Below are 25,841 nucleotides of genomic sequence, written 5' to 3'. Positions count from 1 at the left end.
GAGTCTTAAGTGGATTGTAACTTTGGCCGGAAAAGGGAAACTTAAAGCCCTTTTCCGGCCTTTAAGTCAAGGGAGAGAAAACATGAAGGTGATAGCCCCTTATCATGAGATTCTCTATCTGCCCGACGGAGACCAGCTCTTGCAGAACCTGGAGCTGGCAGGACGCACCTGCTATAAATCCGAGGATAAAATAACCAAGGATTCAGCCGCCGGTTTTTTGCGCCGCATAATGGCCTCAGGTCATCACAGCGTGATAGAACACGCTTCATTGACAGTGCGCTTTATCTGCGACAGGGGCGTGACCCACGAACTGGTGCGCCACCGCCTGGCGGCCTACAGTCAGGAAAGCACTCGTTACGCCAATTACTCCAAAGATAAATTTGGTAGTGAAATTACAGTGATCAGGCCCATTTTCTGGAAACCCGGCGCCAAGGCCTATATTGCCTGGGAAAGAGCCATGCAACAGGCGGAAGACGCCTACTTTGAGCTGTTGAACCAGGGAGCCAGACCCCAGGAAGCCAGAAGCGTACTGCCCAACAGTCTTAAAACCGAGATAGTCATGACAGCCAACCTTAGGGAATGGCGGCATGTAATTTCCCTGCGAGCTCAAAAGGCGGCCCATCCGCAGATAAGAGAGATCATGCTTCCTTTATTGGTTGAGCTAAAGGAAAAGATGCCCGTGGTTTTTGACGACCTTTTTGAAAAATTCGAGGATGCGGCTGCAGAGATGGCTGCCAAGCGAAAATCCTGGGCCTGACAACATCAGGCCGGTGATATTCCCAGGGTGAAAAAAGCCAAAGGAGGGCCGGGTGAGTTCTGTTCTGGGGCACAGCCTGACAGGTTTGGCTGTCTATGAACTTGTCAAGGAAAAGGCCGGCTTGCCCAAGGGGGTGGGCGGGGCCGGTTTGGCTGTGTTGCTTTCCGTGGCCAGTGACCTGGATGTCTTTGCCGGATTTATTGCTCCGGAAATGATTCAACACAGGGGCCCCACCCATAGCCTTTTGTTTGGGTTGGGCCTGAGCCTTACTTTTGCGTTTATAGTCTCAAAACGCTGTTTTTCGCGGTTTCTAAAAGCAACGGCAGGCTTGACCCTGGTCTGCTTCAGCCATCTTGCCCTGGATTACCTCATGGGCCGCGGTATAGGATTGCCCCTGTTCTGGCCTTGGTCAGATAAGGGTTATCTCGGTCCCGCGGCGATTGTACCGACAGCATATTACAGCTCCTCGTGGCGTGGCCTGTTGGGCCTTGTACACCACTCACCGACTCAGACCGGCATGCTATGGGAGCTGATTCTTTTTGGGCCGTTATACCCCGCGGCCTGGCTGGCTGGCCGGAAGATTGATCAAAAGGTCAAATTCTTGGTCCTCACCCTGCTGCTGGGTGTGAGCCTCGCCGGGTTTGTGGCCTTTTGGACAGGATATTCCCTGGCTTTCTGAATTTATTGAGCCAATACCTGTCGTAATTTTTCGGTCAAGGTTTTCATCCTGAAGGGCTTATTTAAAAATGCCTTGGCCCCGGCCTCCAGGTTTTGCCGGGTCATTTCAGCAGAGGCATAGCCGCTGGCTATAAGCACCTTGGCCTGGGGATTTATTTTTAGAATTTCAGTGAGTGTTTTGTGCCCCCCGATACCGGGCATGTTCAAATCCAATATGATCGCATCAAAGGCGGTTGGATCTTTTTGGATCAATTCAAGAGCGGCTTCTCCATTGGATGCTGTGTGCACAAGGTAACCGAAATCCTTTAACAGGCTTTTGGCTACCTCCAAGATAATTTCTTCATCGTCCACCAGGAGAATGGTGGTTTCATTTGCCGACAACGTCGCCTGCATATTCGGAGTTGAGGTTTTCATTGGGATGTCAGCTTGTTTTTGTTTCTTCACTGGAAAATAGATATCAAAGGTAGTGCCTTTGCCCAGGGCGCTTTCAAAAACAATATGTCCGTTTAGACTGTTGACGATGCCATAAACCGTGGCCATTCCCAGCCCTGTGCCCTGTCCCGGTTTTTTTGTGGTGAAAAACGGCTCAAAAAGGTGCTCCTTGGTCATTTCGTCCATGCCTGTACCTGTGTCGGATACGGTCAACTTAATGTGGTCTCCCGGTCTGGCTTTGGGATTAAGCGCCAGGTGGGTTTCGCCCAAACTGGCCAGTGAGGTGCTGAGACTAAGGGTTCCTCCCTCGGGCATGGCGTCCTTGGCGTTGATGCCCAGGTTCATAAGCACCTGCTCCAAACGGCTGGGCTCTCCTTGTATGATGGGAGGAGTCTGGCTGAGGTCTGTTTCAATCTCTATCATTTTTGGCAGGGTGTGCCTCAATATATCGGCCACCTGTAAAATAATCCGATTCAGATCCAGCCTTTGGGTTTCGACCTCATCCTCACGGCCAAAACTTAAAAGGTGCCGCACCAGTTGGGCCGCCCTCTCTATTACCTGATCCATTTTGGCCAGGGTGTCTTTGGATTCACTTTGAAGATCATGTGAGGTTTGTAAAAGTTCAACATAGGCGCTGATGGCCTGAAGTACATTATTAAAATCGTGGGCCACACCACTGGCCAGGGCGCCCACTGCTTCCATTTTGCGGGCTTGATTAAGCTGCGCTTGTTGTTTGTGCTTTTCCCTCTGCCCTTTCACCCGTTGGGTTACATCGCGGGCAACACCTCTGATCCCCTGGGGAATTTCTGATTCATCCCATATGATCGAACCGGATATCTCAAAGATTTTTGTTTCCTCAGATTTCTTTTTCACCTCGCATTCAGAAATGATGACCGGCTGGTGAAAGTTACCGGGATCCTTGGAAAGGATGGCAAATATTTCAGAGGTTTTTTCATCCACGAATTCCTGAAAACGTCTTTCTATCAATTGTTCTTTAGGTATGTTCAGTTGCCTGGCCAGAGAATCGTTACAAAAGATAATCTTCCCATCTAAATTAAGCTCAAAATATCCTTCATCAATACTGGAAAGAATATTCCGATGCTTTTCTTCACTTAATCGCAGTTCTTTTTCCACCTTCTGACGGTCAGTGATGTCAAGCATTTGGGTAATGGTCCAGTTTTTGCCCCCTGGTCCTTGGATCAGACTGACGATTACCTCGATTTCTCTTTGCTCGCCATTAGGCCTGATAATCTTTATCTGGTATTGGTTGGGTTCTTCGAATCCCTGTTGGCGGCTTTGATATCTATCCACCACTTCTTTGGAGCCGACGATATGCCTGAGATCCATACCGAACAGCTCACGGGCTCTCCGACCAAAGATCCGGCAGGTCATGTCATTGGCATAAACCACTCTATAGTTGTCATCAATAATTCCGATGCCAACGTGGGAATTTTCAACTATGCTCCTGTAACGTGCTTCGCTTTGTTGCAGCGCATCCAGGGCATGTTTTTTTTCTATTATTTGGGCTTTAAGTTTTTGATTGCTCAGGTGAAGATCGCGGGTTCTTTCTTCCACAGCCACAGAAAGCCGGTCCCTGTGGGCCATAAGCTGGCTTTCGGCTCGACCTCTTTCCTTTATTTCTCTGGATAGGTCCTGTCCGGTTTTTTTCAAAAGCCGGTCATGGCCTTTTACACGGGCCTGCAAAAAAGCAAATAAGGCGGCTGCCATACAGCAAAGAGTGATGGCCAGCAAATACAGAATTTTTCGATTGTTCTTTTGAAGAGGGGCAAAGTCTAAAAGTGGGATCAACTGTGCAACAGGTTTGCCGCTGAAATCAGTAAGGTCAATGATAGATGCCTTGTAGGTTTTTCCTTTTGTGTAGAGCGGGAAAATACCTTCTTTAGGGGCCGAAGGTAAATTTTTTAGCTGGGAAAACAACTGCTGGTCAACTTTGAGGGTGGCATGGGCCAGAAGTTGTGCTGGTAATACGTCCCATTCGGCATTTTTAGCTTTTTTAATATGGCCTTTTTGCCAATTATCTATGTTTAGTTGATTCTTGTCGATTAACAGCAGGGCCTCCATACCCAGACTGGTTTTGAGTAAGTCGAGAATAGGGCCGAGATTTGAGCCGAGCATTATATAGCCCTTAATCAACCCTCCAATGCGCCAAGGCTTGACCACTCTGAGCGCCAGGTTGCCGAATTTACCGATTTCAATTCCCCAGGCGAAATCCTTTTTAAGAACAGCGGATTTTAGGATGGCAAATTCCGCCTTATCACCGGTTTCGTGGGGAAGATGGGCGCGCAGGATAATTGTTTTATCCAGGCTTATAAAAAAAAGATGTGTAATTTGGTGACGATGCCCCAACTTTTCGACTAGGGGGCCGGCGAGATTACTGAGCCTGTTCCAATCCTCGTTAACGAAAACCTGCCGCAGGGTGGGGTTTTCTTCCAGGCTATCCAGGTGAGAGGCCAAAATTCCGGCGTGCTCGGTTATGAGGTTATGGTAGGCCTTTTCCACCCGGTCTAAGCTCATATAGCACTGAGTTTCGATGTTTCTTTCCTGAACCCAAAAGGCCGCGCCTATGGTAAGGGCCGTAAAGAAAAGTAAGCCAAGAGCCAGGGGCCATAGTATTTCTCGGACTGACGGTGGGGATTTAAGGGTCATTTACTATTTTTTTCTTTTATCCGAAGGGCCAAGAAGGTCACTCATTTCAGGATATAGTTTCTGTAGACAGTCGGGACACAGACTGTGGGAAAAATCAACATCTGAGTGCTCTCTGAAATAATCATCGATTTGGTTCCAATACCCCTTGTCGTCACGTATTTTTTTGCATCCGGCACAAATGGGTAAAAGGCCGGTCAGAGCTTTCACTTCAGAAAGCGCCTGCTTGAGTTCCTGAATTAATTTTTCTCTTTCTTGTTCAACTTTTTTGAGTTCTGAAATTTGTTTAAAATTAATAAGTAGTACATCCTGGTTGTCTAATTTGATAAGGTTGGCGTCTACTATGACAGGAATTTTTTCGTCTTGCCAGTAAAGTATACTCCCTTCAGTGTGAAAGGTTTCAGTAGAGCTCAGTGATATATCTTTTGGTTTGTCCTTTAAAAACTCAAAGTAATTTTTCCAATTAGCACCAACTATACTCTGATAATTAGTTTTAAGTAGTATAATTGCTTGGTTGTTAATATCTATTACTTTATTTGTTGAAGGGTTAACCAGTAGTATTCCTGAAGTTATGGAATCCAATATGGTTCTTATCCTGCTTTCTTGTTCTTGAAAGCTGTTTTTTTGTTTTTTCAGGTTCTCGATCCTGCTTCCAAGGCTTACGGCAAAGGCAATGGCCGAGATCGCAGCACCAAATTGTAAGCTGTTAAATATGATTTTATTGTAGGGTACTAAACCGCTGAAAGTTAAGCTGTAGGCAATCCCCCCCAACAAAAAGGCCAACCATGCCAAATGGAAAAATCCAGCATATTTGTCGCCATGCTGCCATGCTGCCAAGGAAAAGAAAAGAGCGGCACAAGCAGCAACAAAACCAATTATGGCTAGGGTGATGCTCCCCGATATGGCGGATACAAAGGGCATGACCAGGCAACTGATTGATAGAGCAAGGATAATAGAATTGATAATTTTTCGTTTGATTGCGTATTCGCCTTTTGGGGCGAGGTGTTCCCTGGCAAATAGCACCCCAAAGAATAAGGAGACAGTGAGTAGTATTCTGTCGGGGATTGTTGATTGGGCGGATTGTATTCCGTTAACAATGGCATTGCCAAAGCCGTTTTGAAATATAAAATAAATACCCAGGAATAAAAGATGAAATACATACCATAAGTAACTTAGCTTTCGAATGGCAAAGTAAATTACCAAATGGTAAAAGGCGACCCCGATGAGAATGCCGAAAAAACAACCGGTCAGAACTAAAAAAAGTTTGTAACTTTTGATGTAGTCATGCAAAGAAAGAATTTTAGGGTTAACAGCCATTGGTCCCAGGCTGGCTACTTTAAAATAGACGGTTTTAAAGTGATTCGGTGTTCCGGTCAGCTCATAGCCGGAATCCGTAACGGTTTGCAGGGATTTCATTGACGGGGTGTCTGATTCAAACACCTGCCACAGGCAGCGCTGCGGCAAGGCAAATCCCGGAGACAACAGCCATTGAGGGTGATTTTTGAAATCCGCTGTTCTGGGTGATTGGCTAAGAACATAAGTAAATTTGAACCAGAAAACACTTTTGGTAATCCCCTTGTTAAGCGTTTTAGCTGCCATGGGGGTGAATAGCTCGTCGTTTTCAGGGTTGGTCACCTGCTTCAGAGTTAGCTTACCGGTTTTGTCTTCAAGAAATTCAAGGTAGGGACCAAGATTATAAGTGGTCTGGCTTGCCTTAACAACCACAGTCCTGCCTTTATATGCTCGAGCCTGGCAAAGGGAAGGGGCAATCACGAGGAAAAGCAGGGGCAGTGTGTAAAAAGCCAACTTAAGTATTCTTAAACATTTTTTCCCAAAAGCGGGCACTTTTATTAAACCGGGCTAAGAGAATAGAAAAATCATTACTTCTCCTATTATGCTGCTTTGATTTTGACTGAGCAACAGGGCTTTGAGAGCCCTTTCCAGGGCCAAGGCGAAAATTACCAGGCTGCCTTTGGGGTATAGATTTCTGTATAAATAATTATATAAGTCCTTGAGGTGGAGGCTGGCTTCCCGGCACACGCCTCTGTCCGGCCGATCCCAGCAATAATGGATCGACCGGAAAGGTTGCCTCAGGCGCAGAGTGAGAAGCCTTTGGGCTGCATTTCGTGGTATTTAAGGAAATTTTCGGCTTCGCTGCGGCCACAATAGCGGGCCAATATTTTGGGCTCAACCTTGGTAAGATCTGATAATAAGAAACAATCCACCACATTGCCGAAATCGGGGTCCAGGTTCCAGGCTACAGACCTGGAGGCCAATTTGACATATTGCTGCAAGAGTATTGGGACTCCTCTTCCTTCTCCTTCAATATCGGCAATTATGCTCGAAAGTTCATCCAATGAATTTATTTTACTAATGAAATCCAGATTTTTTGAGCCTGTGGGACTGTGGAACTTAACCGGACGCCGGGGGCGGACCAAGAGGCTGTATTTTGATTTGAGATGTTTTTCAAAGAATTTGATCATAAACCGTCGCGACAGGGGATGGTAGTTGTTGCTCACGCTTACCGGCCCGAATATGTGACGATATTTGGGAGTTAGCGCCACCAGACTGCCTATGCCTTTCCATAAAAGTAAAAGGGCTGAATAGGATCTTTGGTATTCGGGCCTGACAAAGGAGCGCCCCAATTCCAGGGAAGGCCCCAATTTTTTGAAAAATTGGGGTTTTATTTTGAAAAGTGTGCTGGTGTAGAGACCGTTTATGCCATGAGCATCTATGATTTCGTCGCTTAATCCTACGCGATATCCGCCTGCCAGTTCCTGCTTTGCATCGTCCCAAAGGCAAAGATGTAGGTAATAGTCGTCAAAGCGGTCAAGATCCAGTTCCTTGCCTGTGCCTTCACCTACCTGGCGAAAGGCAATTTCTCGCATTCTACCGATTTCCTTGACCAGTTCAGGCGCTTCATTTCGTTTGACCATCACCACCCGCATGTTTTTGTTTCGGGCCAGGGTGTTTTTGGGGGAAAGCTCGGTGATCTCCCGGATGGCCGGTGAAAGGCCCCGGCAGGTCGCCTGGGCAGATGCCTTGGCAGGCTCTTGTTCAAAAGAAAGGGACCAACGGTTTTTTTGACGACAGGTTTTCCTAAGAAGATGGGTTCGCCATCTCAGATAATCTGTGAGCTCATTGCCTCTGCCTATGTGGGCCATATGCTTAAAGGGAATAGGCCCGCCAATGGTTAACCTGATCCCCTGCCTGGGTGATTTGACCAGTTGCCTTGGCAGCATGGCGGTGCGCAGCCTGGGATGTAAAAGCCCCATGACCTGGAACAAAGGTCCGTTGGCGCCGTGGAAAAAGGCAGGGATCACAGGGCATTTGGTGCGGGAGACAATGCGGGCAACCGACGGATTCCATAGAGGGTCGGCCACTTTGCGGGATTTAAGCTTCAGGTGTGCCACTTCTCCGGCCGGGAAAACCACCAAAAGCCCGCCGTCTTCAACAAAACGCATTGCCTCGCGCAAAGGGCGCAGGTTTTTTTCAATGGCCGAGTTGGTTTCAAAGGGATCCACGAAAATGAAAAGATCGCGCAATCTGGGAAGGCTGCCGAGCAGATAATTAGCTATGACCTTGACATCCGGTCTGATGCGGAGCATCAACTCGCCTATCATGACCCCTTCAATCCCCCCAAAGGGGTGGTTGGCCACCACCACGGCTGGACCTTTTTTGGGTATGCGGGCCAGATCATAGGGGTCTACAAGGCAATTTGTTTTTAAAATATCCTGGGCCCTGGCTAAAAAATTTTTTGTATCCAACTCCGATGGAATGGACCAATAGATTTCTTCCAATTTTTTGAGATACAAAAATTTTTTCATGGTTGATTCGGCCATAGGCCTTATAGCCGAAGGAATCAAGGCCTTGGCTGGAAATTTGATTTTAAAAATTTCCTGATCAATTGAGGATTGCATGACAGGTTCCCTTGCTTTTTGACTCGGATTTTGATGGTCGGGTCAGCCTTGACCAATGGTTTTTATCTGTCTCGATTTTTAGCAAAAGGAAGTCAGGTTTATGTCACTTGGCAGTTACGATTCAATGAAGATGTGACCATGCAAAGAGGCCGCGAAGTTTAACTTCGCGGCCTCTTGATCCGTTTGGGGGTGGAGTGTCTTGATCGACTTTTACAGCATGCGTGCCCCCAAATCGGCGACTGGAGAGCGCTCTCCCTTTAGTAGGGTTATATGGCCGCTTAGATTGGATGTCTTGATTTTTTCCACGGCCAGGGAAAGTCCGTTGCTGGCCGAGTCCAGATAGGGGTGGTCAACTTGGTCAATATCTCCGGTTAAAACGATCTTGGATTCATGCCCCACCCTGGTGAGCATGGTCTTTATCGCGTGCAGGGTGCAGTTCTGGGCCTCATCCACCACAATGAACCGCCGGGATATGCTTCGGCCTCTTATATAGGTCAGGGCTTCCATCTCCAATTGTCCGGTGAACTGCAGGTAATCGGCCATGCCCATACTGCCTTTTTCTGACTTTGCCCCCCTGACGCCAAACAAAGAGGGCTGTTCCCTGTAATCCGAACTCCTGAACAGAAATTCAAGGTTATCCTGGATCGGCCCCATCCAGGGCTTCAGCTTTTCTTCCTTGTCTCCCGGCAGATAACCCAAGTCCTGACCATCCAGGGGGATAACCGGCCTGGTTACCAGGATTTTGTCGTAAACATTACGTTCAAGAACCATTTCCAGGGCCGAAGAGAGAGCCAAAAGGGTTTTACCGGTTCCGGCCGCACCAGCCAGGGTGACAATGGGTATATCCGGATCAAGCAATAGCTCCAAAGCAAAATTTTGCTCCCGGTTTCTGGGTTTGAGACCAAAACAATTTTGATTGCCGGTAAGGCCCGCGGGTTTTAACAAACCAAGGTTGTACCTGGCCAGGGCAGAAGCAGATAGGTTTTCCCGGCTTTTCAGGGTCAGGAGTTGGTTGGGGTAAAGGGAGATGTCTTCCGGCGGCTCCAGGTTTTTATCCCGATAAAGGGCGTCTATTTCCCTTTGGCTCACCAAAAGTTCGCCCTGGCCGGAGTATAGCTCTTTATAGTCTATCTTGTCGTTTGTAAGGTCTTCGGCGGCCAGACCCAGAACATCGGCTTTCAGCCTCAGGTTGAGGTCTTTACTGACCAGGGTTACGTCTTGGTTGGAAGAGGTTCTTTTCAGGTTCAGCGCCACTGCCAGAATGCGGTTGTCGGGCTTATCTGCGTCCAATACATCGAGGTTTTCAGGCAGTTTTTCAATGCTGCGATGGTTGACTTCAATACGGAGGCTGCCTCCGTTTTCCAAGGCTACTCCTTTGGATAGGTCTCCTTTACTTCTGAGCTCGTCCAGAATCCGCGATGTTCGTCGGGCGTTGGCTCCGATTTCATCTTGTCGCCCCTTGAAGTCATCAATTTCCTCAATAACGGCAAGCGGGATGACCACAGTGTTTTCTTCAAAGACAAAGAGGGATTGGGGGTTGTGAAGGAGTACGTTGGTGTCGAGTACAAAGGTTTTCAACATGGAAACTCCCTGGCAATAAGGCGCGGCAAGTTAAAGCCCCGGCTTGTAGGCGGCTTAAACATAAAAGCCAAAATGAGCCGGGTGATGGCGCGCTGTTTGGGTGGAAGGCATCTCCGGCACGGCTAAAAAGGCCGTGAGAGGGACCGGACCCACAGATGGTGGCCGATACACAGGCGGGTATGAGAAGGGCAAAGAGAGGGGTAGGCAAATTGGCACACCCTCGATTTTTTGTGGACTGATCTGCCCAAAGGTTCGCAGCTCCCTTGGGGCGCTTTTCCTTGCAATCCAATCTTATCTCAATAGCTTAGTCCAGATTGTTGCAATTTGGCAACAATGTCTTTGGTTGTTAGAGGGGAAATTGTTTGATTTTTTCTGTTTCTTTTAACAGTTGAGAGGTCGATTCGCAGGGTGAGGCTTATTGATGCGGCCCGAGCTGCAATAAGGTTAAAGGAAATATTGATTGCGGTGGGATCAATTGCTTGAGTGTACAGGAAAATTTTAAAATGTTTAATTTAAGCAGGAATCTAAGTAACTATATTTAATCATTCATAAAAAATGAATGGAGTATAGTGTCGTGAACATCTTGATTAATACAATGCCGCAATAGGGCGAGAATTGAATAATTTATATGAAAAATGAAAGTTATTGAAATTAAAGCTAAAAGGTTAATTTTTAAAAAAATATACAAACCAGGTAATTTTATCTAAATAAAATAGGGAAAACTTGGCATTAAGTAAATCGTGCTCTTCGGTTTTGATCTGTATGGCTAAAAATAGAAATAGAAATTATTAATTATTACCCATACTTTCATACTTATATAATTAATAACGTGATTGTTATGGCTTAAAAAGAACAGCTTATTATACTTAGTAAAATAGTTTTGGTGATTCCTGTGATATTTACCTGAAATGTTTGAATTTTAATTGCGAGGTAAGCGGCATCGGTATTTTCTAAAAGCTTAAAAATAAATTTTCAGTCTGATAGGCTGTGGTTCCGCTCTCTGAAATTCAAAGAAAGGATGCTGTAAGTGAAACTGACTTTGAATAAAAAATTGGTTATAGGCGGCGTAGTATTAATGCTGGTTCCCTTACTCGCGCTTGGCGGGATTGGGTACTATAAATCAGCCGAAGCGGTTACTGATCTGGCCCATAAAAACGCCAGAATCACGGCATCACGCCTGGCTGATCAGCTTGGCTTTTTTCTAAAAAAAAGTGTTGAAGAAATTAAAAATATCGTCAAGGAGCCTGATACTGTAATTGCCTTGAAGAGAACTTCGGAAGCAGGGATTAAAGCAGCTAAGTTTGACTTGTATACCCTAAAAAAAAGACTTTCTAAAACTTATAAAAACAACAAAGAACAGATTAGTTTCCTCTGGGCCTTGGATGAAAAAGGTAAAGTGGTGGCAGCCGGAGAGGGTGACGCGGCAAATCAAAAAGACCTTTCTCGGGAAAGTTATTTTAAAAAAGTTTTATCTGATAAACCCGTAATTGGGCACGTGATCCGGATTCAAGGTAGTAAAGAGATAGTTGCGCTTGTCTGCCTGCCGGTAAAAGGGTATCAAAAAACAGTGCTCGGCGCCGTGATTCTTGGAGTTAAACTCTCTTCTTGGGAAAAGGCAGCCAAAAGCGCCGGTTTGGCCGTCGGCAGCGCCAATTTCATAATAGACCGGAATAGCCTGATTCTACTGCATCCTGACCAAAGTATAGTTTTAAAAACAAAACTGAAAGATATCCCTGGATGCCGAGATTTTGCCGATCAGGCCCTTTCTGAAAAAAGTGGGGTGGGAGACTACACTTTAAAAGGTGAAAGCAAGATAGCCGGTTTTGCGCCGGTAGCGGGATTCGGCTGGGTGGTGGTGGCCGCGGTGCCTGTGGAAACATTTATGGCGCCGATTTCCGGACTTCGCAATCTGTTTCTTTTGATTGGCGGTTTGTCTGTTTTACTTGCCGGACTTTTGATCGGTTTTTTAAGCTTACGCATCACCAGACCGATAATAAAAGTTACTCATGGGTTGGGCCAGGCCTCGAATCAGGTTGCTGCCAGTGCCGGTGAGGTTGCCACTTCAGGTCAGTCTTTGGCCCAGGGAGCTTCGGAACAGGCGGCTTCCATAGAAGAGACGGCGTCTTCTTTGGAAGAAATGGCCTCCATGACCAATCACAACGCGGAAAACGCAACCCAGGCGAACCTGTTGGTTGTGGAATCCGGCAAACAGGTGAACGAGGCTGATAAGGCCATGCAAAAATTAACCGGCGCCATGAAGGAAATCAGCCAAAACGCCGATGAAACCTCTCAGATTATTCGCACCATAGACGAAATAGCCTTTCAAACCAATCTTCTCGCCTTAAACGCTGCGGTAGAGGCGGCCAGGGCCGGAGAAGCCGGAGCCGGATTCGCGGTAGTGGCAGACGAGGTGCGCAGCCTGGCTTTAAGATCGGCAGAGGCTGCGGGCAATACTTCTGAGTTGCTGGAAGGCGCGGTAAAGAGCATTAAATCGGGCTCTGAGCTGGTAAACCACACCAATGAAATATTTAACAGGGTTGCCAAAGATTCCGCCAAGATTCAAGAGCTTGTAGCTGAGATTGCAACCGCCAGCCAGGAACAGGCCAGGGGGATAGAGCAGATAAACCAGGCAACTTCCGAGATGGACTCCGTCACCCAGCAGGTGGCGTCCCATGCAGAGGAGTCGGCAGCCTCGGCTGAAGAGTTAAGCTCACAGTCCAAGGACTTGCGTTCTTTTGTCTCGGAGCTCAGGGTAGTTGTCCAGGGTGGCTTTACTTTGGATGTTCAGGAAAGACCTGAGCTGCCCGCCCCCGGCCGGTTGGAAACCAAGGATAGATCAAAGTTGAATCAAAAACTTAAGCTTAAGGCTCAGGAAACCCGTTTTAACGACAGGATGAAATTAAAGTCAGATCAGGAGATTGATGATTTTACCGAGTTCTAGGGAGATTTTTGGGGCTGAGTAATTCTCGCCGCTTGGCAAGTCTGCGCTTTTGCCTGACTGTTTCTGAATAAGTCCGGAAGTATTTTGCCGCCAAGCAGAAAATCCCCGCCCTGACCAAGTCAGGACGGGGATTTTTAACGTGAATCGGGATTCTTTGCCTTCCCTATAAGTTTAAGTCAGGCTTGGACCACCTTCCTTCTTGTCCTTGGCAATCCTTACTCGGAATCTGCGAAGAATTCATCATCATCCAGAGGCAGGGAGGTCCCGGTTTTTTCAGGGAGTGCGGTTTGTTTCTGCGTTTGTCCTTTTATTATCTTTGCCCGGGCCGGCACGACAGGTTTTTCGGCCTTTGGCTGAGAGAATTTCTGCGAGGCGTTTTTCCCGCCCTTTACCAGGTTTTCCAGATCCAGGATCAGCATTTTCAGGTCGTCGGCCTGGGAGCGCATCTGTTCTGCGGCAGCTGCTGATTCTTCTGCGCCGGAGGAATTCTGCTGGGTGACTTTATCCATCTCAGTTGTGGCCCGGTTCACCTGGTCAATACCTTGGGCCTGTTCCTGGCTGGCCGCTGAAATTTCGCTGATGAGGCCTCCCACACTGCCGGCGTGATGTTCAACTCCAGCCAGTACTTTATCTGTCTTTTTAACCAGCTCGGCGCCCTGGGCAATGTTGGTGAGGTTCTCGTCGATTAAAGTGGCCGTGTTTCTGGCAGCCTCCGCCGCCCGCATGGCCAGGTTGCGGACCTCGTCTGCCACCACCGCGAATCCGGCTCCGGCTTCTCCGGCCCTGGCCGCCTCTACTGCGGCGTTTAAGGCGAGAAGGTTGGTTTGGAAAGATATCTCATCAATAGTTTTTATAATTTTAGAGGTTTCGCTGCTGGCTGTGTCGATTGTGTCCATGGCTGTCTTTAGCTGTCCCATGGATTGGATAGCCTGATCCACTACTTTACCGGCTTCCTTCATCATCAGGTCAGCCTGTTCTGCGTGGTCGGCGTTTTGTTTGGTCATGGAAGCCATTTCTTCAAGGGAAGCCGCGGTCTCTTCCAAAGATGCAGCCTGCTGGCCCGAGCCCTCTGCCAGGGTTTGGCTGGCTTCGCTGACCTGGTACGCAGCCTGGGCGACCTCGTCCGATCCGTTGTTCAGTCCGTTTATAACCCTTTGAATAGGCTTGGTCACGGCCAGAGTGATGGCAGTGGTCAAAAGTACGGCAAAGATCAAAAGACAAGCCAGACTGATCCAGGCCATATTATTTATGGATTCCAGGGAGTTGTCTGAATTATGAGCCATTTTGGCAGCTTTTTGTATCCCTTGAGTGCTGCCGTATCTGGCCAGGTTCAGAAGCCTTGCTTCCAGAGGCACACGGGCTTGGTCCTGTTGTTGAATGTCCTCAAGGCCTTTTACCACAACTTTCACTGCGGCAATGTACTGATTAAGGCCTTTGATCATGCTTTTTACCAATTGTTCTTCATTTCGACCATTGGCCTGGGAAAGCAGAAGCTGGTCCATATTTATCAGGCCGTCAAAAGATGCAAGCACCTCCTGCATAAGCTGGGGGTCGCGTAACGATTGGGCGCGATAGCTGGCCACCCTGGCTGCGTTGGCCTGGTCTATCATATCGTTTAGGGTGGTTATTTTACTCAGGCGCGCCAGCATGGACTCTTCATTGGCCAATGAAGCAATAAGCTTATGTAACTCGGATATTTGCAGGTTTCTGTATTCCAGGCACTTAGCTACAAAGACCTTTTGGGCTATATCCTGATCTTTACGGCCCTTGGCTATGGCCTGGTTGCTGGATTTGGTTTCAAGGAGAAGCTTTTTGAAATCAGCCAGTGCGGCCGCCGCTTTTTTGCCGTTGCTTTGCAGCTCATTAAGCCTGGCAAATCGGGAAAAGCTATCCTGGGCCGTTTTCAGGCTTTTCTCGGTTTTGTCCAGGGCTGCATTGCCTTGCACCAGGTATTTAGAGTCCATAGTAAAGGTGTAATTACGGATGGCTAAAAATGCTTCCTGCAGATTGTTCTCTACTTCTATGGCCCGACTCATACTGGGCAGATAATACTCGGCAAGCTTTTGGGATTCGTCTTTTATCTGATTCAAATAGTAGACTGTCACACCGCTTATCCCCAGAAATACGAGGATCAAAAGGGCGAAACTGCCTGCTATTTTGGTGCCGAGTTTTAGATTGGTTTTCATTGGTGGATCCTTTCGTCACTCTATGCAACATGGGATTAAGCTGCCGAAAATATACCTCAAGGCAAGGCGGTTGAGTAGGGTTCAAACTCTCTTGATAGGTAGAAGATCACAAGATATTAATTGCGATTAACTATAAATAGTATTTAATTAAACCACATTTTTTAGTGCTTTTTTGGGAATTTTATTTTGCAATTTAGCGAAAATATATTCACCTGTGGTGTTGTCTGCTTGTCTTTTGGGGAAATTCATTTTTAGAGAATGGGAAGAAATAATACTTTATAACTAGATAAATTTTCTGGGTTTTTAGGGCAAAGAGAGCCCTTCGGAGAGTCACAAATATTCCTGAAACCGTGTTTTCTGCCCAGGCTGGGGCCTGCTTAATCTTGCACTGCTTGGCTTACTGGGGTAGAAAGGCTCAAGCGGACTGTTCCATCGGCAGGATCTGGCCCGTTTTTTTGAATCTGAGCCTTGGGCGGACTGCCCGCTCAGGGGCGTATTGGAAAACCAATGGTTGGACTTTCCTTTTGATTTGCAGATCCTTAGAAAACGCTGCTCTTGCGTTGTTCAGGGGGCTGGCGGCCGGGATTTTTTGAATTAAAGGTGCCTTAATAGACACCGCCCTGGTCCTGTTGGCAGGCGCCAAAGGATTTTTACTGTCAGCGCCCTTTTGATCTGTTACCAATTGCCATGAAAGGTGGAAGGCGCGTCCTTATTGACAGGATGAAAGCTGTTTGCTTATGAAAGACCGAAATATTGCTAAGGTGGCTCAGGAGCTCGAACTGGGACTGAAGCAAGTCTCAGCCACGGCTGAACTTTTGGAAAACGGAAGCACGGTGCCCTTTATCGCCCGTTACAGAAAGGAAGCAACCGGCGCTTTAGACGAAGTGGCCATTGTGGCCATAAGAGATCGCCTGGGCCAGCTTAAGGATATGGATGAGAGGCGCAGCGCCATCATCAAGTCCCTGACTGAGCGAGAGTTGCTTACTCCGGAGCTTGAAAGCAAGGTCGAGGCGGCTGAAACCATGGCCACCTTGGAGGACGTTTACCTGCCTTTCCGTCCAAAACGCCGCACCCGGGCCATGCAAGCCAGGGAAAAGGGGCTCGAGCCCCTGGCCGAGACAGTGTTTGCGCAAAACAACCAAGCAGATCCCCTGACCAAAGCCCTGGAGTTTGTTGATCCGGAAAAGGAAGTGGAAAATCCGGAAGACGCCTTGGCCGGGGCCAGGGATATTATTGCCGAATGGATCAACGAAGATTCGGAAGCCAGGGCCCACATGCGGGAGCTGTTTGAGAAAAAGGCGTTGATCACCTGTAAGGTAGGCACTGGTCAGGAAGAAGAGGGCGCAAAATACAAAGATTATTTCGACTGGAGCGAGCCTGCCAAGTCTGCGCCCAGCCATAGGGTGCTGGCCATGCGCAGGGGGGAAAAGGAAGGCTTTTTGCTCTTCCGCATTGCCCCGGACCAGGAAGAAGCCCTTGCCCTTTTGGGCAGGTTGTTTCTTAAGGGACCGGGCCTGGATTCCGAACAGGTGGAAAAGGCCCTGGTGGATTCCTACAAACGCCTTTTGTGTCCGGCCATGGAGACGGAGATGCGTCTTTTGACCAAGAAAAAGGCGGAAAAAGAGGCGGTTAAGGTATTCGCCGAAAACCTGCGTCAACTGCTGTTGGCTGCTCCCCTGGGTCTTAAAAGGGTGCTTGCCCTGGATCCGGGTTATCGCACCGGCTGTAAAGTGGCCTGCATGGACCGGCAGGGCGCTCTCTTACACCATGATTTGATAAATATTTTGTCCGCCAAAAACAGGGAAGATGCGCGTCAAAAGTTGACCAGTCTTTGCGAAGAGTATCGCATTGAGGTCCTGGCTGTGGGCAACGGTACTGCCAGTCGCGAGTGCGAGGCCCTTTGCAAGAGCCTTGAGCTGAATCCCCGCCGCCCGGTTTACGTGGTCAGTGAATCCGGGGCAAGTGTTTATTCCGCCTCTGATGTAGCCAGAAGGGAATTCCCGGACCTGGACGTAAGTGTAAGGGGCGCGGTTTCCATTGGCCGCAGGCTTTTGGACCCCTTGGCCGAATTGGTGAAGATTGATCCCAAGGCAATTGGCGTGGGCCAGTATCAGCACGATGTGGACCAGGGGGATTTAAAGCGCAGTTTGGATGATGTGGTTGTAAGCTGTGTGAACGCTGTTGGGGTTGAAGTAAATACAGCCAGCCCGGAGCTTTTAAGCCATGTATCCGGTCTGGGACCGGCATTGGCCAAAAATATAGTTAACACCCGCCAGGAAAACGGACCTTTCTCCACCCGACGGGACCTCATGAAGGTGCCTCGTCTGGGGCCCAAGGCCTTTCAACAGGCAGCCGGTTTTCTCAGGATCAGAAACGGGGAAAATCCCCTGGATGCCTCGGCTGTGCACCCGGAGTCTTATCCTTTGGTGGAGAAAATTGCCGGGGATCTTGAGTGCCAGGTTGTGGATCTGCTTAAAAGCCAGAGCTTGCGTAAAAATATAGATCCTTCCAGATATGTTACTGAAGAAGTGGGGCTGCCCACCATCAACGATATCTTGACCGAGCTGGAAAAACCGGGCCGTGACCCGCGTCAGGGATTTGAAGAGTTTTCCTTTGCCGAGGGTGTGGAAAAGCCCGAAGACCTTGAGACCGGTATGCGTCTGCCCGGTGTGGTTACCAATGTGACCAATTTCGGGGCTTTTGTGGATATTGGGGTGCACAGGGACGGTCTGGTCCATGTAAGCGAGTTGGCAGACAGTTTTGTCTCAGACCCCAGACAGGTGGTCAAGGTCCAGCAAAAGGTAATGGTAACTGTGCTGGAAGTGGATCAAAAGAGAAACCGTATATCTCTTTCCATGCGCAGCGCCAGGCCGGAAAAAGACAAGGGCAAGCCCCAGGATGCCTCCCCTCAAGGCCAGGGAAAAAGGCCGCCAAGGGGGGGTGGGGGCAAAAAAGCCAGGCCCAAGGGAGCAAAGCCCCAGCCCAAGGTGTTTAACGATGCCTTTGCCCGCCAGTTAAGCAAATTAACCGGAAACTAAAGAATAAAAAACCTCTGCCCCTGAACCAGGGGGCAGAGGTTTTTCTGTTTGTTTTTCCGCCTTTGTCAGATGCGTCTGAACCTAAGGGGTTCCCAATCGGCTTGGCTGCTCATCTCGGGAGAGCCTCGCAATCCGGCTGGCCGTCATTTTTAAACACCACGTAAATTTTGGTTTTTCAGGGTGTTCTCATGGCTCGCTTGCAGGTTTGTTGTTAACGGCCCTAACAAAAGAGCCTCCGCCCTCTGAACCAGTGGGCAGGGGTGTTTGTTCCGCTTATTTGAAGAGAGTTTTTTCAACTTCCTCGCTGACCATCTCATACAGATCGAAGTTAAAAGAAAAACCCTGGGTGCGCCAATTTTGTTTTGGCCGGTAAAAGCGAAAAGAAAAAACAGCGGGCTGGCGGTCATACAAAACCATGTAGGTGATCTGAACAAACCTGCCTGCCACCCGCTTTTCCTGCAAAAAGCTGTGGCCCAGGTATTTACCGACATATTTGGATGCGCCAACCAGCCTTCCCCTTACTTCCTGTATCTGGTCGGGTTTTTTTTTGACCCAGGGATTATCCTGGTAGATATAGTCCACCGCTTTTTCAACCTCGCCTTTTTCCAGGATCTCGAAAAACGCCTCGACTTTTTGGTAATATGGCGGCTTGGTCTTGGCATGGGCCGAGTAACCGACCAAAATACAAATAAAAAAAGCCAGGAAAATGGTGAGAGCTTTTCGTTGCATGATTTTTTCCCTCCCGCATGTTGTGGTTGGCAGCCGCCTTATGTCCACCATTAGAAAATGTCTTATTATTATCAAACTGAAAACAAAGAGCCTGCCGTGTTGAACTATTGGCATTTAAGGAAAATATTCGCATCAATATTTCAGCTGATTTTTTAAAAAAAGAGCCTCACTCTTTTGGCTTTTGCGAGGCTTGGTTTGGGGGGGCTGTTCCTGTGTCTTGATCTTCCCGATCGGCTTCAAGTTCAGCCACTTGGTTTCGCCCCCGGCTTTTAGCCAGATACATGGCTTGGTCCGCCCTGTGCACGATCTCTTCAAAAAAGGCGTCACCGAATTCATTGGCAGTCAAGCCAATACTGACAGTGAAACTGACCGGGTGTGGCTCGGCGGGCACCTTTAATTGCCCAAGTGATTCCCTTAACCTCTCGGCCACTGGGCGCGCCTGGGAGATATCCGACTCAGTTAATACACCTACAAATTCCTCGCCCCCAAGCCTTCCGAAAAAATCGGTTGTGCGCAGGGTGTAAAGACAATGCTTAACCAGGGCCTTCAGTACTTCGTCTCCTACAAAATGCCCCATGGTGTCATTAATTTTTTTAAAGTGGTCAACATCTATCATCATAACCGCCATGGAAGATCCATACCTGCGGCAGCGGATAAGTTCGTTCTGACCCTTTTCATGCAGGGTGCGGCGATTGTCCACCCCGGTCAAGGGATCGGTGGCCGCGAGTTTCTCCAGTTTCTGCTCAAGTTTTATTCGGTCGCTGACATTCCTGAAGACTACCTGTAGGGCCGGGCCGCCTTCCCAATCCACTGCTCTGGCAACCATATCGGTCCAGATTGATTCGTTTTTCAGGTTAATCAGTTTCACCCTCAATATACCCGGCTGCTTCTGCCCCTCTGATATGTGTTCAATGTATTCTTCTGTGGATTCCAGATGGTCGGGGTGGATCATTTGGTGCAGGTTGACCGGTTTGTTTTTTCCCGGCGTTCCTTCATAAAATTCAAGGGCTGCCGAGTTGGCAAAAACCACCTTTTCATTTTGTATTACCAGGATCAATTCCCAGGCCTGCTCAATAAGCGCCCGGTAGCGTGATTCTGAGCGGCTAAGCCTGTTTTGCAGGTCGTTTATCCTGTCTAAGTCGGTCAACCCCAGAAAAACGCCCTTTGCCTGGTTTTTTTCATCTATGAGGACAGTTTGGGCCAGGCAGGTGATCGGCTTGTCCGTAGATTGGGAGAGGTTTACCTGCTCAAGGAACTCCTGATTTTCCCAGATTGCCTGGTGAACACCGGTTTTATTTTCCTTGTTTGATGAATCATGCAAAAAATTGGTTATCTGGCGGTGTGTTAGCTCCTCAACCCCTGAAAGGCCCAGCATCTCCGCCATTCCCGGATTGGCCCACATCACCCGCCCATGCTGCAAGGTTGCAAAACCACTGGGAGTTTTTTCGAAAATGCTTTCCATACCTGAGCGGGAGGGAAAGAGGCTTCCGGATTGGCTTATAATCCAATAGGCTGCCAGGCTTATGGCAATGCAGCTTGTATTGCCAAAGAGAGGCCACTTTAGCCCATAGCTGGCTGTCAGCCAGTGGCTTGTCCCAATACTGATCACCACAAAAAAACCGCTTATGAGCATGAGAAGCTTTTCCTGGCGAGTCTTCGGGTTTTCTTCTTTGATGGTGCTGATAATCAGCTTGGGTATGAGCAAGGCTACATAGCAAAATGTAAACAAGAAAAAGGCCAGATTCCACATTCCCGGCGATTGCTCTGAGCCCAGGAAAATAGCGTAGTTTCGGGCCCCGACCAGATCCGGCATGAAAAATTGGGAAATATAGAGCAAAACCAGGGGAGCGTAAAGCGAAAGCCGGTCTTTTGGGGTTGGTGGCCGCATCAGGGCCAGCATCAATTCACTGCCCAACCCGGGGATAAGCACAAAGGAGAAACAGAGCACCCTGTAGACCAGGAAAGTTGTTTCCTGGCTATAGTTCAAGCTTGCGTGGGTCACCATCAGGTCAAAAAACGCCCAGGCAACCCACCCCATAAGCCATCTCAGCAAGGCTCTGCTGGTTGGCTTTTTGGGGTTGCTTTGGCTAAGACGGCTGACCAAAAGCAGGCTGCAACCCGTTACCAGGGCAAAGTTTATAAGATAAAAAGTTTCTCGCATAAGGTCAGATTAGCCTTTTCCAGCATGCTGTTGACCGGCAGGCACATCCAGGAGACCCGTTGCCTGGGCCCCCTGATGGGTCGGGAGAGTAAACGCCGTAACCTTATATAAAACTCTTCATAAAAGGGTAAAGTAATTAGCATAGGTAAGCAAAGCCTAAACCCTGGCCCTTTGCAGGGGAACAAAATGGGCTGTGTTTGAAAAACAAAAATGGTGACGGGTCAAGATAGAGAGGATAAGGCTAAAAGCCAGGCCTTGAAAAGAAAAAAATAACTGTCTGTAAATAAACTGGGGCCAAGTTATTTTTTAATACAAGAAGGCTTTGAGGAACTTTGGCTTAAGGCGCTTATTTTGGTTTTGATCTGTTGAACTTGTTAAGGGCGCTTGGCAAGGGGTGTGTGGGAAGGGGCTGATCTGATCAGCCCCTTCATTAGTCATCAGGCAAAAGGATCATCCAGAATAATGGTGGCATCCCTGGCCGGGCCCACGCTCACTACACTGAGGGGGGCTCCGCAGGTTTGGCTGACCTTTTCCAGATAATTGCGGCAGGCCTGGGGAAGGTCTTCGTATTTACGGACATTGGTGATGTCCTCTTCCCAGCCTTCCATTTCCTCGTAAATCGGCTTGCACTCACCCAAAAGATCCAGGGAAGCGGGCATTGATTTCAGTACGCTGCCGTCCGGAGCCTGGTAGCCCACGCAGATCTTAATGGTCTTAAGGCCGGTGAGCACGTCCAGCTTGGTGAGGCAAAGGCCGGTCATGCCGCAGAGGCGCACGGCCTGGCTCACCACCACGCTGTCAAGCCAGCCTGTGCGGCGGGGACGGCCTGTGGTGGCCCCGAATTCAGCTCCAACCTTCTGCATGTAGCGGCCGTCTTCATCTTCCAGCTCAGTGGGGAAGGGGCCGCCGCCCACCCTGGTGGTGTAGGCCTTGACCACGCCTAAGACACCGGTAAGCTTGTTGGACCCGACTCCCGCTCCGGTGGAAACCGCACCAGGTGAAGGGTTGGATGAGGTCACAAAGGGATAGGTGCCGTGGTCGATATCCAGGTGTACGCCCTGGGCCCCCTCGAACAGAAGCGATTCTCCCTTTTGCCAGAGCTGGTCCAGCTCCAGGGCCACGTCTGTGATATAGGGCTTTAGTCGTTCTGCCATGGCCAGGTACTGATCGGTTACAGTCTGGGCGTCAATAGGCTCTTGACCATAGTGTTTTTCCAAAAGGAAATTCTTTTCGACCAGAGCCGCCTCTATCTTTGCCTTGAGGGTGTCGGGATCGGTGAGGTCAATGACCCTGATACCCGAACGGGCGGCCTTGTCTTCATAACAAGGTCCAATTCCCCGGCCGGTTGTACCTATGGCCTGACCGCCCTTGGCGGCCTCCCTGGCCATGTCCAGAGCCATGTGATAGGGCATTATCAGGTGTGCACGCTCACTGAGCCGCAATTTATCAGGCCCGACTTGGATTCCCCTTTTGGCCAGGTTATCCAACTCTTCCAGCAAAACCGCCGGGTCAACCACTACACCGTTTCCAATGTAGCAGGTTTTATTTTCATGCAGGATACCGGAGGGGATCAGATGGAGGATAAATTTTTCCCCATCCACCACCAGAGTATGACCGGCGTTATTGCCTCCCTGGAAGCGGACGATGCCACGGGCCTGCTCTGTGAGCAGATCCACGATTTTACCCTTGCCTTCGTCGCCCCACTGGCTTCCGACTATCACTACGCACGCCATGGGCTAAAACCCTCCAGATTAAAAAGAAACACACGTCTTGAGACAAACCCTATGTACACTACTTGACCGGAATGGATGTGTCAACGTGGTCTTTGCTTTTGATAAAGTTGACCGGTCAGGCCAGATCTTTTTATGAATCCTATTCTAACATCCGAGACCAAAACAGGCCTGTTTTAGGAAAATGCGCTTCCGGAATTTGCCAGGTCAATTGGCCCGTGATATACTGCCGATTTGTATGCGGGAGTAGCTCAGTTGGCTAGAGCGTCAGCCTTCCAAGCTGAGGGTCGCGGGTTCGAATCCCGTCTCCCGCTCCAAAATTTAAAAATAATATTAGGGGCTTGTCTAACGGCAATCCCCTAATATTATTTATCCTGTTTTGTCCCAGGATTTTATGGGGACCAATTCAGCGCCTAACTCCCCCAAGCCGCTCTGCCAAACAACCGCATCGTTGTAAGCGGCCACGCGAAATGAGAATTCGTGCCATTTAATTTGAGAATTATGCCTCCGTCTTCTTTGATGTTACACCCGGTATTTCAGGTTTAATAATATCATGTAAATTTATCCATGATATTATCAGTACTTAGCTGCTCTGCGAGAATCAAAATAAGCACCGCAGCTACATTTTTTCCCAGATCCAGCTAATGACCACTTATATGCTTGGATTTTTGCACCACAAAAAGGGCAAACCAGCATGTAATACGATTGCCCACAGGGACGAGAGTGATCTTCAACTATCTTGTACGGCTTGGTTTCTTTGTCTTTCATTGTGCATTTAGTCTTTCCTAATGCTATACATTCGAAATAAGTAACTCATTGGCTTTACAGGAATTTTTTTTGTCTACAGAATACGATAGCGTAACTTCTTCAAATGCAAACTCTTTGAATGTCTCCCTGATTTCAGGTACATCGTTGATACTCATAATGAATTTACCTTTAATTACGGATAGTTGAGATGCCAGAGCAAGGAAGTCGTCTTTGCCAAATAGCCCTTTGCCGTAATAGTCCTCACAATTCCAGTAGGGAGGATCGATATAAAAAACAGTCCAGGGTTTGTCGTATCTTCTGATCACATCCGAATACGGCAAATGTTCAAGATAGACACCGGAGAGTCTGAGATGTGCGGCGCTTAACTCTTCTTCTAGCCTTAATAAATTCAGCTTTGGGGCTCTTGTTGTTGCGTATCCGAAGGATGATCCGGCTTCCGGAACTTTGCCGCCGAAGCCATTGCGTTGAAGATAGAAGAATCTGACTGCTCTATGGATATCTGTGAGCGTATCAGGTGGAACGCGCATCAAGCGGCTGAACTCATCTCTATGGACCAGTATCCATTTGAATTGACGTATAAATTCTTCAAGATGGTGTTGAACGACTCTATATAGATTGATGACATCCAAGTTGAGATCATTTAGTACTTCAACCTTGCTTTCTTCCTTTGTAAATAGAACCCAGGCCGCACCACAAAACGGTTCAACGTAGCAATTATGTTCGGGGAGGCTGGTGATGATGTGTTTGGCCAGGCGGTATTTTCCGCCTAGCCATCCACGTAATAAACTCTTGTTTTGCATGTCGTATGTTTGCCTCTATCGGTCCAAACCGCTATATTTTATGCGCGATATGAGCAGCGGTTTAGGCCGTGGCCTGGCTGTGTGTGCAGCCTGGTTAGCGGGGGAGTTGCAGCTTCCCCGCCTGCTCACCTTATGCGGCAAGCGGTCTATATAACGCATCGCAGGCTTCCAGGTCGTAGGGGCTCCACTTGTGGGGCGGCCGGGTGTGAAAGACCGGCGGCAACGGGCGGCTCATTAGGTGTTCAACCGCCAGAAGCGCCTTGACCGTGGCTTCGCTGCAGAATAATGCGCTTTCGTCTTGGCCTAGTATCGGCAGCACAAAACCGCCGACTCCCTCGAAATCGTAGTCGCGGCCTTGCCAATCGTTTGCCAAATCGGTCATGGCCTTGGTGGCTGTATCAGTCATTCCGAAAGGCATTTTGAACCAGGCGAAAACATTGCGCATGGGCCTAAGGTAGTCCTCTATGGGGGTCAAGGTGAATCCATGGCCCAGGGCCTCGGCCACCTTAAAATCAGTTGTGATCCAACCCGTGTGGGTGGCCACCAGGTTGCCTGCGTCGTGCTGTTTTTCAGCCGTGGCTGTGGCTATGTTGTGGCTCAGAAACCCAGGGCGGTAGGTGAACATTAACCAGCCCGGACCGTAATCGCGGCCGCTTTTTGCCTCCAGTGTAATTACCATTATTCACTCCAAATTAGATTGGGCGGACCCTATCCAGCCGGTAGCAACCGGATATCCCATCAAGCCAAATGACGGGGGTGTGGCCGCCTAGCAAGTGGGCCTTTTTACGGGTTCTAGTTTCGATTTTTTGGCCGTCATCCAGCGTGACCTCGACATCGCAGGGGCAGGGATGAGAGTTATTGAAATGATCAACTGTTATCTGCAAAAAATCATTTACCGACATCTTTTTCATGACTTACTCCCCTTCGGAAACTACGACAGGCGGGATAACTTTTGGTTGTTGAACGGGTTGATTTCTTAAATCACCTGAATTGTTGGGCTGGTAGCCAGTTGAACTGCCGGGGGCGCTTGGGTTGAAACTATTTGTAAATGAATAGTTTTTTCCGGAGTGTTTTCCTACTGTATCGGCTAGGGCAACCGCGACCTGCCCACCAAAGTAAATTCCGGCTACTGTGCCAGCGATTCCCAAACCTTCACGGGCCAAGGCTGCGGCTTCGTCCCGGTATTGGGTTATTCCACCCGACCTGGGGGCATATACAACGAGAGATTTGACCCCTTTTAGTTGGATATCTTGGCCTTCTTTAGCCTCTAAAAGGAGGAGTGGCTTTTGATGCTTGGCAGCTTCAATATTTGCCTGATAGTATGCCAACTTTTCTTCTTTACTGGCGCAGCCGGAAGCGATTGCCATTACGGTAATAAGGGCTAGGAGAAACGGCTTTCTGATCATTTAAGGCCTCCTGGCTTGGTTTTAAATGGCGGGTGGCTCAAATGCGGCCA

The 25,841-nt window shown here is 48.6% G+C and carries 16 protein-coding genes and 1 tRNA gene; 5 read left to right on the top strand and 12 right to left on the bottom strand.

The features are described from left to right. Positions 1-82: 82 nt before the first annotated feature. Positions 83-757, top strand: a complete 675-nt coding sequence (gene thyX / locus X474_RS05310) for an FAD-dependent thymidylate synthase (protein ID WP_044347336.1) — start codon at positions 83-85, stop codon at positions 755-757. Positions 758-809: 52 nt separating this feature from the next. Next, positions 810-1,436, top strand: coding sequence for a metal-dependent hydrolase (locus X474_RS05305; RefSeq protein ID WP_052514890.1), 627 nt, complete (start codon positions 810-812; stop codon positions 1,434-1,436). A 2-nt stretch (positions 1,437-1,438) separates the two neighbouring features. Here the strand turns inward: X474_RS05305 and X474_RS05300 are convergent, their stop codons facing one another. The 4 genes from X474_RS05300 to X474_RS05280 form a co-directional block, all read right to left on the bottom strand. Next, positions 1,439-4,534 carry a PAS domain-containing hybrid sensor histidine kinase/response regulator gene (locus tag X474_RS05300; RefSeq protein ID WP_044347299.1) on the bottom strand — a complete coding sequence of 1,032 codons (3,096 nt, stop codon included), beginning with the start codon at positions 4,532-4,534 and terminating at the stop codon, positions 1,439-1,441. A gap of 3 nt (positions 4,535-4,537) precedes the next feature. Beyond that, entirely contained in the window at positions 4,538-6,337 is a 1,800-nt protein-coding gene (locus X474_RS05295) for a 7TM diverse intracellular signaling domain-containing protein (RefSeq protein WP_044347297.1), read from the bottom strand. Between the two features lie 284 nt (positions 6,338-6,621). Beyond that, a complete protein-coding gene (locus tag X474_RS05285; RefSeq protein WP_044347294.1) occupies positions 6,622-8,451 on the bottom strand; it encodes a bifunctional lysophospholipid acyltransferase family protein/GNAT family N-acetyltransferase in 1,830 nt (609 codons plus the stop codon). 210 nt (positions 8,452-8,661) lie between these two features. Next, the gene (locus X474_RS05280) at positions 8,662-10,032 is read right to left on the bottom strand and encodes a PhoH family protein (RefSeq protein ID WP_044347293.1); all 1,371 of its coding nucleotides are present in this window, start codon (positions 10,030-10,032) and stop codon (positions 8,662-8,664) included. Positions 10,033-11,059: 1,027 nt separating this feature from the next. On the opposite strand from X474_RS05280, the gene X474_RS05270 reads away from it, so the two are divergent. Next, positions 11,060-12,973: a methyl-accepting chemotaxis protein gene (locus tag X474_RS05270; RefSeq protein WP_052514889.1), complete on the top strand. Its 1,914-nt coding sequence runs from the start codon at positions 11,060-11,062 to the stop codon at positions 12,971-12,973. A 215-nt stretch (positions 12,974-13,188) separates the two neighbouring features. Here the strand turns inward: X474_RS05270 and X474_RS05265 are convergent, their stop codons facing one another. Beyond that, complete coding sequence (locus X474_RS05265) at positions 13,189-15,159, bottom strand: methyl-accepting chemotaxis protein (protein WP_052514888.1); 1,971 nt, start codon at positions 15,157-15,159, stop codon at positions 13,189-13,191. A 737-nt stretch (positions 15,160-15,896) separates the two neighbouring features. Between X474_RS05265 and X474_RS05255 the strand changes: the two genes are divergently transcribed. Beyond that, complete coding sequence (locus X474_RS05255) at positions 15,897-18,197, top strand: Tex family protein (protein ID WP_044347289.1); 2,301 nt, start codon at positions 15,897-15,899, stop codon at positions 18,195-18,197. Between the two features lie 273 nt (positions 18,198-18,470). On the opposite strand, the gene X474_RS05250 is transcribed toward X474_RS05255, so the two are convergent. The 3 genes from X474_RS05250 to X474_RS05240 all read right to left on the bottom strand — a co-directional run bounded on the left by X474_RS05250 (position 18,471) and on the right by X474_RS05240 (position 22,820). Next, on the bottom strand, positions 18,471-18,926 hold the full coding sequence (locus X474_RS05250) for a hypothetical protein (RefSeq protein WP_044347288.1): 456 nt from the start codon (positions 18,924-18,926) through the stop codon (positions 18,471-18,473). A gap of 166 nt (positions 18,927-19,092) precedes the next feature. Continuing rightward, positions 19,093-21,087 carry a sensor domain-containing diguanylate cyclase gene (locus tag X474_RS05245; protein ID WP_052514887.1) on the bottom strand — a complete coding sequence of 665 codons (1,995 nt, stop codon included), beginning with the start codon at positions 21,085-21,087 and terminating at the stop codon, positions 19,093-19,095. A 437-nt stretch (positions 21,088-21,524) separates the two neighbouring features. Continuing rightward, the gene (locus X474_RS05240; RefSeq protein ID WP_044347286.1) at positions 21,525-22,820 is read right to left on the bottom strand and encodes an adenylosuccinate synthase; all 1,296 of its coding nucleotides are present in this window, start codon (positions 22,818-22,820) and stop codon (positions 21,525-21,527) included. Between the two features lie 237 nt (positions 22,821-23,057). On the opposite strand from X474_RS05240, the gene X474_RS05235 reads away from it, so the two are divergent. Next, a tRNA-Gly gene (locus tag X474_RS05235) sits at positions 23,058-23,134 on the top strand. A gap of 474 nt (positions 23,135-23,608) precedes the next feature. On the opposite strand, the gene X474_RS05230 is transcribed toward X474_RS05235, so the two are convergent. The 4 genes from X474_RS05230 to X474_RS05215 form a co-directional block, all read right to left on the bottom strand. Further along, positions 23,609-24,385, bottom strand: a complete 777-nt coding sequence (locus X474_RS05230; RefSeq protein ID WP_044347285.1) for a DNA adenine methylase — start codon at positions 24,383-24,385, stop codon at positions 23,609-23,611. A 130-nt stretch (positions 24,386-24,515) separates the two neighbouring features. Next, positions 24,516-25,064, bottom strand: coding sequence for a C40 family peptidase (locus tag X474_RS05225; RefSeq protein ID WP_044347283.1), 549 nt, complete (start codon positions 25,062-25,064; stop codon positions 24,516-24,518). A 13-nt stretch (positions 25,065-25,077) separates the two neighbouring features. Then, positions 25,078-25,296, bottom strand: a complete 219-nt coding sequence (locus X474_RS05220) for a hypothetical protein (RefSeq protein ID WP_044347281.1) — start codon at positions 25,294-25,296, stop codon at positions 25,078-25,080. A 3-nt stretch (positions 25,297-25,299) separates the two neighbouring features. Next, positions 25,300-25,791 (bottom strand): hypothetical protein, encoded by a 492-nt coding sequence (locus tag X474_RS05215; protein ID WP_044347280.1) that lies wholly within the window; start codon positions 25,789-25,791, stop codon positions 25,300-25,302. Between the last annotated feature and the right edge of the window lie 50 nt (positions 25,792-25,841).

Origin of the sequence: Dethiosulfatarculus sandiegensis, from assembly GCF_000931935.2 — a bacterium.
Classification (GTDB): Bacteria; Desulfobacterota; Desulfarculia; order Desulfarculales; family Desulfarculaceae; genus Dethiosulfatarculus; species Dethiosulfatarculus sandiegensis.
The sequence above is the reverse complement of the archived record's forward strand: the minus strand, read 5'-3'. Positions and strand labels throughout refer to the sequence as shown.

Bases quoted from the DNA above. Each gene is read 5' to 3' on its own strand.
- thyX (WP_044347336.1), top strand. From the start codon at position 83: ATGAAGGTGATAGCCCCTTATCATGAGATTCTCTATCTGCCCGACGGA.
- X474_RS05300 (WP_044347299.1), bottom strand. From the start codon at position 4,534: ATGACCCTTAAATCCCCACCGTCAGTCCGAGAAATACTATGGCCCCTG.
- X474_RS05285 (WP_044347294.1), bottom strand. From the start codon at position 8,451: ATGCAATCCTCAATTGATCAGGAAATTTTTAAAATCAAATTTCCAGCC.
- X474_RS05280 (WP_044347293.1), bottom strand. From the start codon at position 10,032: ATGTTGAAAACCTTTGTACTCGACACCAACGTACTCCTTCACAACCCC.
- X474_RS05265 (WP_052514888.1), bottom strand. From the start codon at position 15,159: ATGAAAACCAATCTAAAACTCGGCACCAAAATAGCAGGCAGTTTCGCC.
- X474_RS05255 (WP_044347289.1), top strand. From the start codon at position 15,897: ATGAAAGACCGAAATATTGCTAAGGTGGCTCAGGAGCTCGAACTGGGA.
- X474_RS05250 (WP_044347288.1), bottom strand. From the start codon at position 18,926: ATGCAACGAAAAGCTCTCACCATTTTCCTGGCTTTTTTTATTTGTATT.
- X474_RS05245 (WP_052514887.1), bottom strand. From the start codon at position 21,087: ATGCGAGAAACTTTTTATCTTATAAACTTTGCCCTGGTAACGGGTTGC.
- X474_RS05240 (WP_044347286.1), bottom strand. From the start codon at position 22,820: ATGGCGTGCGTAGTGATAGTCGGAAGCCAGTGGGGCGACGAAGGCAAG.
- X474_RS05230 (WP_044347285.1), bottom strand. From the start codon at position 24,385: ATGCAAAACAAGAGTTTATTACGTGGATGGCTAGGCGGAAAATACCGC.
- X474_RS05225 (WP_044347283.1), bottom strand. From the start codon at position 25,064: ATGGTAATTACACTGGAGGCAAAAAGCGGCCGCGATTACGGTCCGGGC.
- X474_RS05220 (WP_044347281.1), bottom strand. From the start codon at position 25,296: ATGAAAAAGATGTCGGTAAATGATTTTTTGCAGATAACAGTTGATCAT.
- X474_RS05215 (WP_044347280.1), bottom strand. From the start codon at position 25,791: ATGATCAGAAAGCCGTTTCTCCTAGCCCTTATTACCGTAATGGCAATC.